Annotated in this window: 13 protein-coding genes and 1 pseudogene; 8 read left to right on the forward strand and 6 right to left on the reverse strand. The window is 73.0% G+C overall.

What is annotated here, in order from left to right; genetic code table 11:
• Positions 1–5: 5 nt before the first annotated feature.
• The gene (locus AA0Z99_RS12220; protein WP_413317739.1) at positions 6–644 is read left to right on the forward strand and encodes a hypothetical protein; all 639 of its coding nucleotides are present in this window, start codon (positions 6–8) and stop codon (positions 642–644) included.
• Between the two features lie 34 nt (positions 645–678).
• On the opposite strand, the gene AA0Z99_RS12225 is transcribed toward AA0Z99_RS12220, so the two are convergent.
• From AA0Z99_RS12225 to AA0Z99_RS12235, 3 genes are all read right to left on the reverse strand, one after another.
• Positions 679–936, reverse strand: a complete 258-nt coding sequence (locus AA0Z99_RS12225) for a DUF6480 family protein (RefSeq protein ID WP_413317741.1) — start codon at positions 934–936, stop codon at positions 679–681.
• A 90-nt stretch (positions 937–1,026) separates the two neighbouring features.
• Positions 1,027–1,722, reverse strand: a complete 696-nt coding sequence (gene nucS, locus AA0Z99_RS12230; protein ID WP_413317743.1) for an endonuclease NucS — start codon at positions 1,720–1,722, stop codon at positions 1,027–1,029.
• Positions 1,719–2,918: an MFS transporter gene (locus AA0Z99_RS12235; RefSeq protein WP_413317745.1), complete on the reverse strand. Its 1,200-nt coding sequence runs from the start codon at positions 2,916–2,918 to the stop codon at positions 1,719–1,721. The genes nucS and AA0Z99_RS12235 overlap by 4 nt, the downstream gene beginning before the upstream one ends.
• Positions 2,919–2,978: 60 nt before the next feature.
• On the opposite strand from AA0Z99_RS12235, the gene AA0Z99_RS12240 reads away from it, so the two are divergent.
• The gene (locus AA0Z99_RS12240) at positions 2,979–3,869 is read left to right on the forward strand and encodes an ABC transporter ATP-binding protein (protein ID WP_413317747.1); all 891 of its coding nucleotides are present in this window, start codon (positions 2,979–2,981) and stop codon (positions 3,867–3,869) included.
• A 10-nt stretch (positions 3,870–3,879) separates the two neighbouring features.
• Positions 3,880–5,517, forward strand: a complete 1,638-nt coding sequence (locus tag AA0Z99_RS12245) for a hypothetical protein (RefSeq protein ID WP_413317749.1) — start codon at positions 3,880–3,882, stop codon at positions 5,515–5,517.
• A 36-nt stretch (positions 5,518–5,553) separates the two neighbouring features.
• Here AA0Z99_RS12245 and AA0Z99_RS12250 read toward each other — a convergent pair whose 3' ends face one another.
• Together AA0Z99_RS12250 and AA0Z99_RS12255 are read right to left on the reverse strand one after the other, a co-directional pair.
• On the reverse strand, positions 5,554–6,810 hold the full coding sequence (locus tag AA0Z99_RS12250; protein WP_413317751.1) for a serine hydrolase domain-containing protein: 1,257 nt from the start codon (positions 6,808–6,810) through the stop codon (positions 5,554–5,556).
• A 202-nt stretch (positions 6,811–7,012) separates the two neighbouring features.
• The gene (locus AA0Z99_RS12255; RefSeq protein ID WP_413317753.1) at positions 7,013–8,371 is read right to left on the reverse strand and encodes an MATE family efflux transporter; all 1,359 of its coding nucleotides are present in this window, start codon (positions 8,369–8,371) and stop codon (positions 7,013–7,015) included.
• A gap of 135 nt (positions 8,372–8,506) precedes the next feature.
• On the opposite strand from AA0Z99_RS12255, the gene AA0Z99_RS12260 reads away from it, so the two are divergent.
• The 4 genes from AA0Z99_RS12260 to AA0Z99_RS12275 all read left to right on the forward strand — a co-directional run bounded on the left by AA0Z99_RS12260 (position 8,507) and on the right by AA0Z99_RS12275 (position 11,569).
• Complete coding sequence (locus AA0Z99_RS12260; RefSeq protein ID WP_413317756.1) at positions 8,507–10,447, forward strand: M13 family metallopeptidase; 1,941 nt, start codon at positions 8,507–8,509, stop codon at positions 10,445–10,447.
• Positions 10,448–10,554: 107 nt separating this feature from the next.
• Entirely contained in the window at positions 10,555–10,860 is a 306-nt protein-coding gene (locus AA0Z99_RS12265; RefSeq protein ID WP_413317758.1) for a hypothetical protein, read from the forward strand.
• Positions 10,860–11,354, forward strand: a complete 495-nt coding sequence (locus AA0Z99_RS12270; protein ID WP_413317760.1) for a phage holin family protein — start codon at positions 10,860–10,862, stop codon at positions 11,352–11,354. Before AA0Z99_RS12265 ends, AA0Z99_RS12270 begins: the two co-directional genes overlap by 1 nt.
• On the forward strand, positions 11,351–11,569 hold the full coding sequence (locus AA0Z99_RS12275) for a DUF3618 domain-containing protein (protein ID WP_413317761.1): 219 nt from the start codon (positions 11,351–11,353) through the stop codon (positions 11,567–11,569). Before AA0Z99_RS12270 ends, AA0Z99_RS12275 begins: the two co-directional genes overlap by 4 nt.
• 48 nt (positions 11,570–11,617) lie before the next feature.
• Here the strand turns inward: AA0Z99_RS12275 and AA0Z99_RS12280 are convergent, their stop codons facing one another.
• A complete protein-coding gene (locus tag AA0Z99_RS12280) occupies positions 11,618–12,427 on the reverse strand; it encodes a class II glutamine amidotransferase (protein ID WP_413317762.1) in 810 nt (269 codons plus the stop codon).
• Between the two features lie 218 nt (positions 12,428–12,645).
• On the opposite strand from AA0Z99_RS12280, the pseudogene AA0Z99_RS12285 reads away from it, so the two are divergent.
• Positions 12,646–13,905 (forward strand): annotated as a pseudogene (locus tag AA0Z99_RS12285) (ATP-dependent DNA helicase); the annotation flags it as partial.
• Positions 13,906–14,128: the final 223 nt, after the last annotated feature.

Raw genomic sequence — 14,128 nt, forward strand, 5'->3', positions numbered from 1 at the left:
GCGGCATGGCGACCCAGCTGGAATGCCCGACCTGCGGCAGCACCATGCGCGAGATCGTGTGGGGCTACGGCACCATCGCCGACGTGACCGATGCCGGTGACGTCGTGATCGGCGGCTGCGTGATCGACGTCGATCCCGACGGCCGCGTCGCCGCGCTGCAGTGCCCGGCGTGCGGCACCCGAGCCGATGCCGACGGCGTCGCGCTCGAGCGGCCGGAGCCGACCGCGACCGAGCATCCGTTCGCGGTGGCGTTCAGCAATCCGCAGCCGACGGGGCAGGAGGCCGGCGTGCGCGTCCCCGACGGCGGCGACCACGAGCGGAGCGCTCACGGGCGCAGCGACGGCGGCGCCGCGGTGCGCGCGGCGATGGATGCCTCGCCGTTCGTCGACGACGACTTCGGCGGCATCGCGTCGGGCGGCGACTGGCGCGACCACGTCGAGCCCTACGCCTCCCGCGAGGATCCGCTGCCGGAGCACGGCGTGCCGACGGCCGAGCGCGTCGAGCCGTACGCCTCTCGTGAGGATGCCGTGCCGACCGGTTCGGCCTCGATCCCCGAGCGCGTCGGGCCCTACGCCTCTCGCGAGGATCGGCTGCCCGAGCGCAGCGAGGGCTGGCGCGACCGCATCGACCCGTACGCGCGGTAGCGCGACCCGCTGGCGCCGCTCGGCGCCGGCCGCGTCAGAGGAAGCCGACGATGCGCCCGACGACACCCAGCAGCACGGCGATCACGAGCACCGCGGGGATCGCGATCAGCCAGGCCTTGTTCCTGACGCCCTCACTGCCGCGATCGCGGTCGAGGCCCGGGTTCGTCGGTCCGACACCCGTTCCCTCGGCTGGCGGCGTGTCGCCCTCGATGCTGTAGCCGGAGTGCTCGTCGGCGGCCCGGGCTCCTGCCTCAGGGTCGTCGCGAGCGTCGTCTGGCGTGATGTTCGACACGGTCCCCCGCCTTCGTTCGTCGCCGCAGCGCGTGCTGCCGCGACCGTGAGCACAGGCTAGCAACCACGCCTCGGGAAGCCGCCGGGACGATCAGAAGAGCCGCGCCCGCCCCGAGTCGATGCCGCGCATCTCGTCGTAGTCGAGCACGACGCAGCGGATGCCGCGATCCTCGGCGAGCGTGCGCGCCTGCGGCTTGATCTCCTGCGCGGCGAAGACGCCCGTGACCGGCGCGATGCGCGGGTCGCGGTTCAGCAGCTCGAGGTAGCGCGTCAGCTGCTCGACGCCGTCGATCTCGCCGCGGCGCTTGATCTCGACCGCGACGGTCGCCCCCGCGTCGTCCCGCGCCAGGATGTCGACCGGCCCGATCGCCGTCATGTACTCCCGCCGCCACAGCTCGAAGCCGTCGCCCAGGCGCTCGATCTGCTCGGCGAGCAGCACCTGCAGGTGCGCCTCGACGCCATCCTTCACGAGCCCCGGGTCGATGCCCAGCTCGTGCGAGGTGTCCGAGAGGATCTCGTGGAGCGACACGATGAGCGAGTCGCCCGTCTTCTTGTGCGTGACCTTCCAGACCTCGGTGACCCCGGCATCCGCCTGGTCCTGATCGGGGGCGGATGCGGTGAGCACCGCAGGCGGGCTCATCCAGTTGAGCGGCTTGTAGGAGCCGCCGTCGGAGTGCACGAGGATCGACCCGTCGGCCTTCAGCATCAGCACGCGCGGTGCCAGCGGCAGGTGCGCGGAGAGGCGCCCGGCGTAGTCGACGGAGCAGTGGGCGACGACGATCCTCATGCGGTCTCCTTCGGGGGCGTGACGACGGCGATGGCCGCGGTGCCGCGCTCGCGGGCGACGTGGCTCGTGAGCAGCGACAGCAGCACGAAGGCGAGCACCGCGAGCAGCGCGAGGCGCAGGCCCACGACGTCGCCGAGCAGTCCGAGCAGCGGCGGCCCGGCCAGGAACGCGATGTAGCCGATCGCCGAGACCGTGCCGACGCGCGCCGCGGCCATGCGGGGCTCATCGGCGGCGGCGCTCATGCCGACGGGGAAGCCGAGGCTCGCCCCCACGCCCCACAGCACGACACCCGTGATGACGAGGGGGGTGGGCTCGGCGAAGATCACGAGCAGCAGGCCGATGGCCGCGATCGCGGCGGTGGCCCGCAGCACCGGCACGCGGCCGAAGCGCGCGAGCAGCTTGACGCCGAGCACGCGGCCCAGCGTCATCGCGGTCAGGAAGAGCGCGAGCATGAAGGCGCCGCCCTCGTTGGAGAAGCCGTGGCCGTCGACCATGGTGAGCGCGAGCCAGTCGTTGGCGCTGCCCTCCGTGAGCGACATGCCGAGCACGAGCAGGCCGAGCATGATGGTGCGCGGGTCCTTCCAGACCGCGAGGCGCTCGCGCAGGGTGACGGGTTCCTCGTCCTCCGCCTCGACGTCGGCGGGCAGGAACCGGAAGACCGTGATGGCGAGCGTCGTCAGGAGGAGGCCGACGCCCGTCGCCTGCCAGCCGATGCCGATGCCGAGCAGCTCGCAGAGCCCGCCGACGCCCGCGCCGGCGACGGTGCCGAGCGAGAAGAAGGCGTGGAAGATCGGCATGATCGGCGTGCCGAGGGCGCGCTCGTTGGCGGCGCCGGAGATGTTCATCGCCACATCGGTGATGCCGGTGAAGCTGCCGCCGAGGATGAAGCCGGCGATGAGCAGCCACAGGGTGCTGGAGTCGGCCGCCCACCCCGCGATCGCGAGGCCGACCGAGACGACCACCATGCCGGCGGAGACCACCAGGCGGGTGCCGAGGGCGTGGATGATGTGGCTCGCCAGCAGCAGCCCGGTGACGGAGCCGATCGAGATGCCGAGCAGGATCAGCCCCATCTCGCCCGTCGTCACGCCCAGCTGGTCGCGCACGTGCGGCACGCGCGCCATCCAGCTCGCGAAGCCGAAGCCCATGGCGAAGAAGGTGGCGAAGACGGCGTTGCGCCACGAGGTCACGGAGTGCACCGGGCCATTCTGCCGTGCCGGAGAGCGGCGCGCCGCGACGGCGGGAGTAGCGTCTGCGCCATGACCTCGATGATCGAGACCCGCGGGCTCGAGAAGCGCTTCGGGCGGGTGCGAGCGCTCGACGGGCTCGACCTGGTCGTGGAGCAGGGCGACGTGCACGGATTCCTGGGGCCGAACGGCGCGGGGAAGTCCACGGCCATCCGGGTGCTGCTCGGCATGCTGCGCGCGAGCGGCGGCACCGCCACGGTGCTCGGCATGGATCCCTGGCGCGACGGCGTCGCGATCCACCGTCGCACCGCGTACGTGCCCGGCGATGTGACGCTGTGGCCGAACCTCACCGGCGGCGAGGTCATCGACACCATCACGCGCCTGCGCGGCCACCGCGCTCCGGCTGCCGACCGAGCGCGGCTGATCGAGGCGTTCGAGCTCGACCCCCGACGCCGCGCGAAGACCTACTCGAAGGGCAACCGGCAGAAGGTCGCGCTCATCGCCGCCTTCGCCAGCGAGGCAGACCTCTACATCCTCGACGAGCCGACGAGCGGGCTCGACCCGCTGATGGAGACCGTCTTCCAGGCCGAGATCCGTCGCGTCGCCCAGCGGGGCGCGACCGTGCTGCTCTCCAGCCACATCCTCAGCGAGGTCGAGCGCCTCTGCTCGCGGGTCTCCATCATCCGCGACGGCGTCATCGTCGAGGCGGGCACGCTCGAGGATCTGCGCCACCTGCAGCACAGCGTCATCGCCTATCGGGGCGCAGCGCCGGTCGGCGTGCCGATCACCGATGTCGTCGTCGAGGGCGAGCACGTGCGCGGCTCCGTGGCGGGCGCCGACGTGCCCGCGGTGCTCCGCTGGCTGGGTGAGCACGAGGCGCTCGCCGTGACGCTCGCGCCGCCGAGCCTCGACGAGCTCTTCCTGCGCCACTACGGCAGCGCGCGCGACGAGTCCGAGCCGTGAGGATTCGGCGGTGACGGGCACCGGCCTGCTCCTGATCGCCGCGCTGCGGCGCGACCTGCTCACGGTGCTGCTGTGGCTGGCGGCGATCGCCGGCCTGTGGGCGGCGGTCCTCGGCGGGCTCAGCGCGGCCTTCGACGAGGAGGCCCGGCGCGGCCTCGTCGCGCTGCTGTCGGCGCAGCCCGCGCTGCTGCTGCTGCGCGGTGCTCCTGCTGGCACGGGACTCGGCGCCGTGATGTTCGTGTCCACCTTCGCCTACCTCGCCGTGATGGTGGCGTTCATGATGACCTTCTTCGCCGTGCGGCACGCCCGCGGCGATGAGGAGGCGGGGCGGGCCGAGCTCGTGCGCGGCACTGCCGTGGGGAGGTGGGCCCCGCTCACGGCGACGCTCCTCGCCGGCGCGGTCGAGCTGCTCGTCGTCTGCGGGGCGACGCTCGCGGTGTCGCTCGGGCTCGGCCTGGACGCCACCGGGTCGCTGCTCATGGCGGCGGCGCTCGTGGGCGTCGGCGCCATCGCGATGCTCACGGGGCTCATCGCCAGCCGTGCGCTGCCGACCTCGCGCGCAGCCAACGGCGCCGCCTCGATCGTCGTCGCCGCGTGGTTCTTCGCGCGAGGCGTCGGGGATGCGCTCGGCACCCCGAGCGCGGACCTCGCGCGGGTCGAGGCCGCCTGGCCCGTCTGGCTCTCGCCGATCGGCTGGGGCGCCCAGGCGCATCCGTTCGCCGACGCCCCCTGGCAGCCGGACGGCACGCCGCTGCTGCTGTTCGTCGCCGTCGGATCGGTCCTCCTCGGGCTCGTCATCGCCATCGAGGATCGTCACGAGCTCGGTCGCTCGCTGCTGCCCGAGCCGGTGGGGCGCGCCAGGGGCAGCGCGATGCTCGGCGCGAGCGCCGCAGGCGCTCCCCTCGGGCTCACGGCACGGCTGCTGCGCGGGCAGCTGCTCGCGTGGGTGCTCACCGGTGCCGCCCTGGGAGTGCTCGTCGGGCGCCTCGCTCCGGTCGTGGCGGGCGCGATCGCCGACATCCCGCAGCTGCGGGTGATCGTCGAGCAGCTCGGCGACCACCGCGACGGCGACAGCGCGTCGGCGTTCATCATGGCGCTCGCCGCCATCGCGGGAGCGGTCGCGAGCGCTGCCGCGATGCAGGGCGCGCTGCGCCTGCGGCACGAGGAGCGGGCGCACGGCGAGCTCGTGCTCGCGACGACCGTCCGCCGCCTCGGGTGGTTGGGCAGCCACGTGCTGCTCGGCGGCCTCACGGGGGTCGGCGTGCTCGCCGCGTTCGCGCTCGTGGCGGGCATCGTGCTCAGCGCGAGCGGCGACGACCGCTGGGGCGAGCTGGGTGCTGCGGTGCTGACGATGCTGCCGCTGGTCGCGATCTACCTCGCCGTCGGCGCCGCGCTCGTCGCCCTGCTGCCGTCGACGGTGGCCTGGCTGGGATGGGTGCTGCTGGTCGGGCTGCTGCTGAGCGGCGAGTTCGCGCCGCTGCTCGGCGACGCGTGGGTGTGGCTCGAGCGCATCAGCCCGTTCCACTGGATCGCCGATCCGCTCGCCGCCTCGCCCGACTGGTCGGGCTCGTGGTGGCTGCTCGGCGCCGCGTCCGCGTTGCTCGCGGTCGCGGCGGTGGGGTTCCATCGCCGCGACGCGGTCGCGTGAGGCGCCTGCGCGCCCACGCGACCGCGACGCGCGGCGTCAGCCGCAGCTGGCCGCGAGCATCGGCTGCAGCACGCCTGCGATGTCGTACAGCGGCTCGGGGCTGCCCGAGCGATCCATGCCCGTGATCGCGAAGGTCACCTGTCGCGACCCGTCGGCCGAGGTGTAGGCGACGCTCACCGTGCCCATCGCGCCGCCGTCGTGGCCGTAGAGGTAGTCGCCCGGCACGCAGGGGTCCGGCACCCGGTAGATGCCGAGGCCGTAGCCGGTCGCCTCGGTCACCGGCTCGAGCATCTCCGCCAGCAGCGCGGGCGAGACGACCTCGCCGGTGATGAGCGCCTCGGTGAAGGCCGACAGGTCGCGCGCGCTCGTCACGAGCGCGCCCGCGTGCGAGAAGAAGGTCGGGTCGAAGTGCTGGAGGTCGTGCCAGCGCTGCCCGTCCCACATCGCCTCCTGCATCGCGTTGCCGCGCAGGCCCGGCTGATCCGGGTAGCTGGTCTGGCGCAGGCCCAGGGGGTCGAAGATGCGCTCCTCGAGCAGGTCGGCGACGCGCTCGCCGGTGGCCTCCTCGAGCGCGACGCCGAGCGCCACGTAGGCGGCGTTCGAGTAGGCGTACTCGCCCTCCGGCGTCCAGGCGCCGGCGTTCGCCGCGGCGATGTGCGCCTCGTCGGGGTAGCGGTCGCCGAGCACGGCGACGAGCTCGTCGATCGAGGTCGGATCCTCCATGCTCGCCAGCAGCAGCTCGACGGTGCCGTTCGGCGTGCCGCCGGTGTGGCTGAGCAGCTGGCGCAGCGTGACGCCCGGGTGCTCGGGGAAGATGCCCGGCACGACCTCGCCGATCGGGGTGTCGAGGCTCCAGGTCCCGGCCTCGACCTCCTGCAGCACCAGCGCGGCGATCATCATCTTCGTGGTGCTCGCGGCGCGGAAACCGCTGTGGTCCAGCACCGGCGGGCGACGGTCGAGCGCTCGCGTGCCCGCCGCATCCGACCACGCGCCGTCGGCGGTCTCGACGCGGGCGACCGCGCCGACCGCGCCGGCCGCGACCACCTCGTCGAGCGCGGCCTCGACCTGCGCGAAGGGGTCCTGCGGCGGCCCGGGCTGCCCCGGCCGCTGCTGCGCGCCCTGCGCGTCGTCCGAGCGCAGCGATTCGACCGCGGGCGACGACCACAGCTGCTCGTGCAGCGCGGCGTCGTCGGGCGCGGCGGTGGGCTGGCCCGAGGGCGCGAGGCTCGCGCCCGTGAGGGCCGCGACGGCGGCGACCGCCCCGGCGGTGATCAGCAGCTTCGATGTGCGCATGTGCTCTGCTCCTGTTCGCGACGTCGTGCGCTGGATGGGATCCAGGCGCCGCCCCGTTGGGCTGCACCGCGCCGACGCGTCAACGCTGGCAGGGAGGGCGGCCAGGCGCATCCATCAGCGGAGGGAGATCGCCTCGGTCGATCGGCGGAGGCGCGAGGCGCGCCGGCAGGCGGGCTCGGCCGCGGGCGTGGCTGCCGGCGCGTCAGCTGCGGCCCACCCGCATCCACGCGTCGCTGCGGGCGCGCAGCCCGAGCGTCACGGCTCGGGCGCCCAGGTAGGCGAACGAGAACGCGGCCCAGATCACCGCGAGCGCGCTCCACCCCGGCACGAGCGCGAGCAGCAGCAGCGGCAGGTAGACGAGCAGGTTCACGACGCCCGTCCATGCCAGGTAGCGCATGTCGCCGGCGCCGATCAGCACGCCGTCGAGCACGAAGACGAAGCCGGCGACCGGCTGCGCGAGCGCCAGGAGCACGAGCGCGAGCGGCAGCGCCTCGAGCACCGCCGCGTCGGAGGTGAACACCCGCCCGAGCACCCAGGCGACGGCGAGGAGCGCGCCGCCGACGACGCATCCGAACCCCACGCCCCAGCGCTGCAGCCGCCGCGTCACCGCGCGCACCTCTGCCACGTCGCCCGCGCCGAGCGACCTCCCGACCATCGCCTGGCCCGCGATCGCGAGCGCGTCGAGCGCGAAGGCGAGGGTCGAGAAGAGGGTGAAGGCGATCTGCGTCGCCGCGAGCGTCGTCGTGCCCGCCTGCGTCGCGACCGCCGTCGTCGCGAGCAGCGCGGCGCGCAGCGAGAGCGTGCGCACGAACAGCCAGCCGCCCGTCGACGCGGTGCGGCCGAGGTCGGCCCAGCGGATCCCGAGCGGCACGCGCGCTCGGCGGGCCTCGCGCACGGCGAACCACAGGAAGAACGCCGCCATGCCCCACTGGGCGACGACGGTGCCGATCGCGCTGCCGGCGACCCCGAGGCCGAGGCCGTAGATGAGCAGCGCGTTGAGCGCGGCGTTCGCGCCGAAGCCTGCCGTGGCGACGACGAGCGGTGTGCGGGTGTCCTGCAGGCCGCGCAGGAGGCCCGTCGCGGCCAGCACGATGAGCATGCCCGGCAGGCCCAGGATCGAGATGCCGAGGTAGACCGCCGCGTGCTCGGTGACGGCGGGCTCGGCGCCGAAGAGCGCGACGAGCGGATGCGCGAGCGGGGTCGCGAGCAGCAGCCCGGCACCGGCGACGATCGCCAGCCAGATGCCGTCGATGCCGGCGCGGATCGCCGCGGGCCGATCGCCGGCGCCGAGGAGGCGCGCGACGGCGGGCGTCGTGCCGTAGGCGAGGAAGATCAGCAGGCCGACGGCGGTCGAGAGCACCGCGACGCCGATGCCGACGCCCGCGAGCTGCTCGGCGCCCAGGTGGCCGACGAGCGCCGTGTCGACCAGCAGGAACGCCGGCTCTGCCACGAGCGCGCCGAGCGCCGGCACGGCCAGGCGCAGGATCTCCCGATCGCGCTGCCGACCGCGCGAGCGGTCGCGGTCGCGATCCCCCTCGCGATCCCTCGTCCTCGGCCTCATGGGGCGCCCGGCTGCATCCGCACCGGTCCACGCTACCGACCGCTGCGCTCGGGCCCGTCGCGGCCGGGCCGCGCGCGCTCGTGGCGCCCTTCGATCAGCAGGCCGCTCGACGGCGCGAGCCGTAGGCTGAGGGACATGACGACTCTGCCCTCCGGCCTCCCCGTCGACGACTTCGACGACGCGATCCGTCCCCAGGACGACCTCTTCCTGCACGTGCACTCCCGCTGGATCGAGCGCACCGAGATCCCCGCGGACAAGGCTCGATGGGGCTCCTTCGCCGTGCTCGCCGAGGCGGCCGAGGCGGCCGTGCGCGACATCGTCATCGAGATGCAGGAGGCGGAGCCGGGCACCGATGCGCGCAAGGTCGGCGACCTGTACGCCTCCTTCCTCGACGTCGAGGCGGCGGACGCGAAGGGCATCGAGCCCATCCGGCCGCTGCTCGAGCGCGCCGAGGCCGTCACCGACATCGACGGGCTGCTGGCGCTGCTGGGCGAGCTCGAGTCGATCGGCGGCCCCACGCTCGCCGGCCAGTGGGTCGACACCGACCCCGGTGACCCGTCGCGCTACCTCGTGCACGTGAACCAGGGCGGGCTCGGCATGCCCGACGAGTCGTACTACCGCGAGGAGGCGTTCGCCGAGATCCGCGCCGCCTACCTGGAGCACCTGCAGACGATGTTCGGCCACATCGGTGCCGAGGGCGCCGAGTCGGAGGCCGCGGTCGTGTTCGCGCTGGAGACGGAGCTCGCGACCCACCACTGGGACAACGTGCAGAGCCGCGACGACGAGCAGACCTACAACCTGCAGCGCCTGCTCGACGAGCACCCGCGCCTGCGCCCGTGGCTGGAGGCCATCGACGCCCCGGCCGGCGTCTACGCCGAGGCGGTGGTGCGCCAGCCGAGCTTCTTCGAGGGGCTCGCCTCGATGCTCGTCGACGAGCGCATCGACGAGTGGCGCTCCTGGCTGCGCATCGGCATCCTGCGCTCCTTCGCGAGCTACCTCACCACGCAGATCTCGCGCGCCCAGTTCGACTTCTACGGCACCGTGCTCACCGGCGCCACCGAGCAGCGCGAGCGCTGGAAGCGCGGCATCTCGCTCGTCGAGGGGCTGCTCGGCGACGCGGTCGGCAAGATCTACGTCGAGCGGCACTACCCGCCCGAGGCGGAAGCGGCGATGGACGTCCTCATCGAGCACCTGGTCGAGGCCTACCGCGACTCGATCGCGACGCTCGAGTGGATGGGCGAGGAGACGCGGCAGCGCGCGTTCGAGAAGCTCGACAAGTTCACGCCCAAGATCGGCTTCCCGCTCGCGTGGAAGGACTACGGCTCGCTGGAGATCGGCGACGACCTGGTCTCGAACGTGCAGGCGGCGACGCGATTCGAGCACGACCGCGAGCTCGCGAAGATCGGCAGGCCGATCGATCGCGACGAGTGGTTCATGAACCCGCAGACCGTCAACGCCTACTACAACCCGGGCTTCAACGAGATCGTCTTCCCCGCGGCGATCCTGCAGCCCCCGTTCTTCGACGCGGGGCGGGACGCGGCGTCCAACTTCGGCGGCATCGGCGCGGTCATCGGGCACGAGATCGGGCACGGCTTCGACGACCAGGGCTCGAAGTACGACGGCGACGGCCGCCTGGTCGACTGGTGGACGGATGCCGACCGCGCCGCGTTCGAGCAGCGCACCGCATCCCTCATCGCGCAGTACGACGCGCTCGAGCCGGCCGCAGCGCCGGGCCACCGCGTCAACGGCGCGCTCACGATCGGGGAGAACATCGGCGACCTCGGCGGCCTCAGCATCGCGTGGCGCGCCTACCTGCGCTCGCTCGGCGGCGAGGAGCCGCCCGTGATCGACGGCCTCACGGGTGCGCAGCGCTTCTTCCTCTCCTGGGCCTACGCGTGGCAGATGAAGATCCGGCCCGAGGAGGCCGTGCGCCTCGTCTCGATCGACCCGCACTCGCCGAACGAGCACCGCACGAACCAGGTGGTGAAGAACATCGACGCCTTCGTCGAGGCGTTCGACGTGCAGGCCGGCGACGGCCTGTGGCTCGACCCGGAGGCGCGCGTCGTCATCTGGTGATGCGTGCCCCTGGGGTACGAAGACTGTGAGCGCGTCCAGGGATGCGCTGGGTATCGTTGGGGCAGTTGAACGCCAGCGCTGCTGGCACCCGAACGGCAGGAGCGAACATGCGCGGCAGGATCCTCTTCGTGGTCGGACTGGGCGCGGGCTACGTGCTCGGCGCGAAGGCCGGTCGACAGCGCTACGAGCAGATCGCGAGCGCGGCCGACAAGGTGTGGAACTCGCCCACGGTCTCGAAGCAGCGGCACGAGGTGCAGCACTTCGTCGAGACGCAGGGCCCCAAGCTCGTCGAGACGGCGACGGATGCGGCGAGCGACGCCATCGGCAAGGTCACGCACCGCACCAAGGGCAAGGGCAAGGGCTCGCGCCGTGGCGGTCACGGCACCGACGTGGCGCGCCCTGAGGACGTCTGATGGTGACGCGCAAGTCGCTCGGCGATCTGCTCGCCGAGACCCCGAAGCTCGTGGTCGAGCTCGTCAAGGCCGAGATCGACAACCTGAAGGGCGAGATCGCCGGCAAGGCGAAGGGCCTCGGCGTCGGCGGCGCCCTGCTCGCGGTCGCCGGTGTCTTCGGCGTCTTCCTGCTCAGCTGGCTGATCTACGCGGGCTACCAGGGCCTCAACGAGGCCTTCGCCCCCTGGCTCTCCGCCCTGATCGTCTCCGGCGTCCTGCTGCTGCTGGTCGCGATCCTGGCGCTCGCCGGGTTCGCCTCGATCAAGAAGAACAAGGACTTCAGCGACCTGGAGGCGGTCGACTCCATCAAGGACGACGTCAACATGGTGCGCGGCCTCGGCCACGCGGCCGACGGCAGCGACCCGCTCGACGACATCCCCGCCCGGTCGTCGAGCGCGAGCAGCACCGGCTCCCACACGAACACCGGACCTCAGACCAACGGAGTGCAGCGATGACCGAACAGCGCGAGGTCGACCGCAAGCGCGAGGAGCTGCGCCAGCACCTCAACGAGCTCGAGGAGCGCGTCAACCCGAAGAAGGTCGCGAACCGCGCCGTCGGGAAGGCGCAGGACTCCTACAACGAGGATCCGACGCCGTGGATCGCCGCGGCGGCAGGTGCCGCCGTGCTCATCGTCGGCGGCATCGCGGTCGCGCTCTTCAGCCGCCGCTGACGGCTGCCACCGGCAGCGCAGGCGCGCGGCGCGGATCGCCCTCCGCGATCAGGCCGACAGCGCCGCGTGCTCGTGCAGCTCGCGGCGCGAGACCTCGAGCGAGGCGAGGTCGATGCGCACGGCGGTCTCCGGCGCCATGCGGTTCCAGCCGTCGCCGGTGAGGCCGCTCGAGGTGACGGCGATCGCGCCGTCCTCGGCCCGCCGCCACGACAGCTGGTAGTAGTGGTCGACGTGATCGGCCGGCAGGTCGTCGCCGAGCCCCGACTCCTCGAAGAGGTCGTGGGGGATGGGCGCGCCCTGGTTGGCGTGCGTGGCGATCAGCTCCTCGGGCGAGAGCACGAGCAGGTTGAGCGCCGAGGTCGGGAACTCGCGACGCAGCTCGGTGACGGTCGCGGTCACGGCGTCGAAGAGGGGCTCGCCCGCCTCGTGCCTGCGGAGGATCAGCGCGAAGACCATCGCCGTGTCGGTCTCGCCGCCCACGCGCGCGAGCTCGGCATCCGTCACCTTCGCGCGCAGCCGGGAGATCGGGGCGACCGAGCCGTTCTGGGCCAGCACGATCTCGCCGACGCGGAACGGGTGGGTGTTCGCCACCCGGGTCGCGAGCCCCTCGGTCGCGAGCCGCAGGTGGGTGAGGCGAGCGCGCGTGGGTGTGTCGACGAGGGCGCCGGTGAGGTCGGCGCTGTCGAGGCCGCGGGCCGCGTCGCGATAGCGCCGCACCTGGTCGCCGTCGATCCACGCGGTGCCCCAGCCGTCGGTGTGCAGGCGGCCGAGCCGCTGCCACTCCACGCAGGACGCGCTCCCGATGACCTCCTGCGTCGTGGCAGGTGTCGGTGAGACGTGCGCGAGCAGTCGACACATGGGCGCGTTCCTCCGTTCCTGGCTCCATCCTCTCGCATCCGTCAAGCAGGGGGCGGATGCGGCGTCACAGTCGGTCACACGGCCCGCCTCGCTCAGGCCGCCCGCCTCGCGCACGCCGCCCGCGTCGCGCGCGCCGGCGAGGCCTCCCGGCGCTTCGTCTCCGCAGACGCGCGCGCCGGCTCGCACCGAGGGCGCCGGACGTGCGCGAGGATGGTGGGATGACCGTCGTGCTGACCGAGGAGCAGCTGGCGATCTATGAGCGCATCGAGCACGGCGACGGGCACCTCTTCATCACCGGTCGCGCCGGCACGGGCAAGTCGACCCTGCTGCGGCACCTGACCGAGAGCTCGCGGAAGCAGATCATCGTCTGCGCGCCCACGGGCGTGGCCGCGCTCAACGTCGGCGGGCAGACGATCCACTCGCTGCTGAAGCTGCCGCTCGGCGTGATCGCCGACGCGCCGCTGCGGCAGAGCGCCGAGCTCAAGCGCATGCTCGGCAAGCTCGACCTGCTCGTGATCGACGAGATCTCGATGGTGAACGCCGACCTCATGGATGCCATCGACCGCTCGCTGCGGCAGGCGCGCGGCGTGCGCTCGGTGCCCTTCGGCGGCGTGCAGGTCGTGATGTTCGGCGATCCGTACCAGCTGGCGCCCGTGCCCGGCGACGCCGAGGAGCGCGCCTACTTCGGGGACCACTACGAGTCGATGTGGTTCTTCGACGCCCGAGTCTGGCGCGACGAGCCGCTCGAGGTGGTCGAGCTCGTGCACATCCATCGCCAGAGCGACCTGGAGTTCAAGCAGGCGCTCAACGCGGTGCGGCACGGCACGGTCACGGCCGAGATCGCCCAGCTGCTGAACGATGCGGGCGCGCGCACGCCGCCGGGGGACGACGTGCTGACGCTCGCGACCCGCAACGACACCGTCACGCGCATCAACTCCCGCGAGCTCGCCCGCTTGGCGGGGCGGTCGAAGACCGCGGTCGCCGAGGTCTCCGGCGACTTCGGCGGGCGGCAGTACCCGGCCGACGCCGAGCTGCAGCTGAAGATCGGCGCGCAGGTGATGTTCCTGCGCAACGACTCCGCCGGGCGCTGGGTGAACGGCTCGCTCGGCAAGGTCGTCGACATCGGCGGCACGGTCTGGGTCGAGGTCGATGGCGAGCAGCACGAGGTCGAGCCGGCGGTGTGGGAGCAGTTCCGGTACTCCTACTCGCCGACGACGAAGGAGATCAAGCGGGATGTGGTGGCCGAGTTCACGCAGTTCCCGCTGCGGCTCGCCTGGGCGGTGACGATCCACAAGTCGCAGGGCAAGACCTTCGACCGCGCGATCGTCGACCTCGGCTCGCGCGCGTTCGCGCCCGGGCAGACCTACGTGGCGCTCTCCCGCCTCACCTCGCTCGAGGGCCTCTACCTCTCGCGGCCGCTGCAGCCGCGCGACATCATCGTCGACCAGCGGGTGCGCCGCTTCATCCACGAGGTGCGGGAGCGCGACGCGGCGCGCGCCGCGCGGGACGACCTGCGCGATGCGCCGGCGGATCCTCGCGATGCCACCTCTGGCCCGCCCACCACGGCCTCTGGCCCGCCCACCACGGCCTACGGCCCGCCCACCACGGCCTCCGGCCCCCTCGCCACGACCCCGGCCGCGCACGACGCGCCAGCTGAGTCCGCCGCGGAGGACGACGCGAGGGATCGCGTGGACGCGGGCT

The organism is Agrococcus phoenicis (assembly GCF_047302415.1).
In the GTDB taxonomy this organism is placed as follows: Bacteria; Actinomycetota; Actinomycetes; order Actinomycetales; family Microbacteriaceae; genus Agrococcus.

Coding starts and splice junctions, on each gene's coding strand:
- AA0Z99_RS12265 (WP_413317758.1), top strand. CDS start 10,555: ATGCGCGGCAGGATCCTCTTCGTGGTCGGACTGGGCGCGGGCTACGTG.
- nucS (WP_413317743.1), bottom strand. CDS start 1,722: ATGAGGATCGTCGTCGCCCACTGCTCCGTCGACTACGCCGGGCGCCTC.
- AA0Z99_RS12280 (WP_413317762.1), bottom strand. CDS start 12,427: ATGTGTCGACTGCTCGCGCACGTCTCACCGACACCTGCCACGACGCAG.
- AA0Z99_RS12250 (WP_413317751.1), bottom strand. CDS start 6,810: ATGCGCACATCGAAGCTGCTGATCACCGCCGGGGCGGTCGCCGCCGTC.
- AA0Z99_RS12255 (WP_413317753.1), bottom strand. CDS start 8,371: ATGAGGCCGAGGACGAGGGATCGCGAGGGGGATCGCGACCGCGACCGC.
- AA0Z99_RS12270 (WP_413317760.1), top strand. CDS start 10,860: ATGGTGACGCGCAAGTCGCTCGGCGATCTGCTCGCCGAGACCCCGAAG.
- AA0Z99_RS12240 (WP_413317747.1), top strand. CDS start 2,979: ATGACCTCGATGATCGAGACCCGCGGGCTCGAGAAGCGCTTCGGGCGG.
- AA0Z99_RS12220 (WP_413317739.1), top strand. CDS start 6: ATGGCGACCCAGCTGGAATGCCCGACCTGCGGCAGCACCATGCGCGAG.
- AA0Z99_RS12275 (WP_413317761.1), top strand. CDS start 11,351: ATGACCGAACAGCGCGAGGTCGACCGCAAGCGCGAGGAGCTGCGCCAG.
- AA0Z99_RS12260 (WP_413317756.1), top strand. CDS start 8,507: ATGACGACTCTGCCCTCCGGCCTCCCCGTCGACGACTTCGACGACGCG.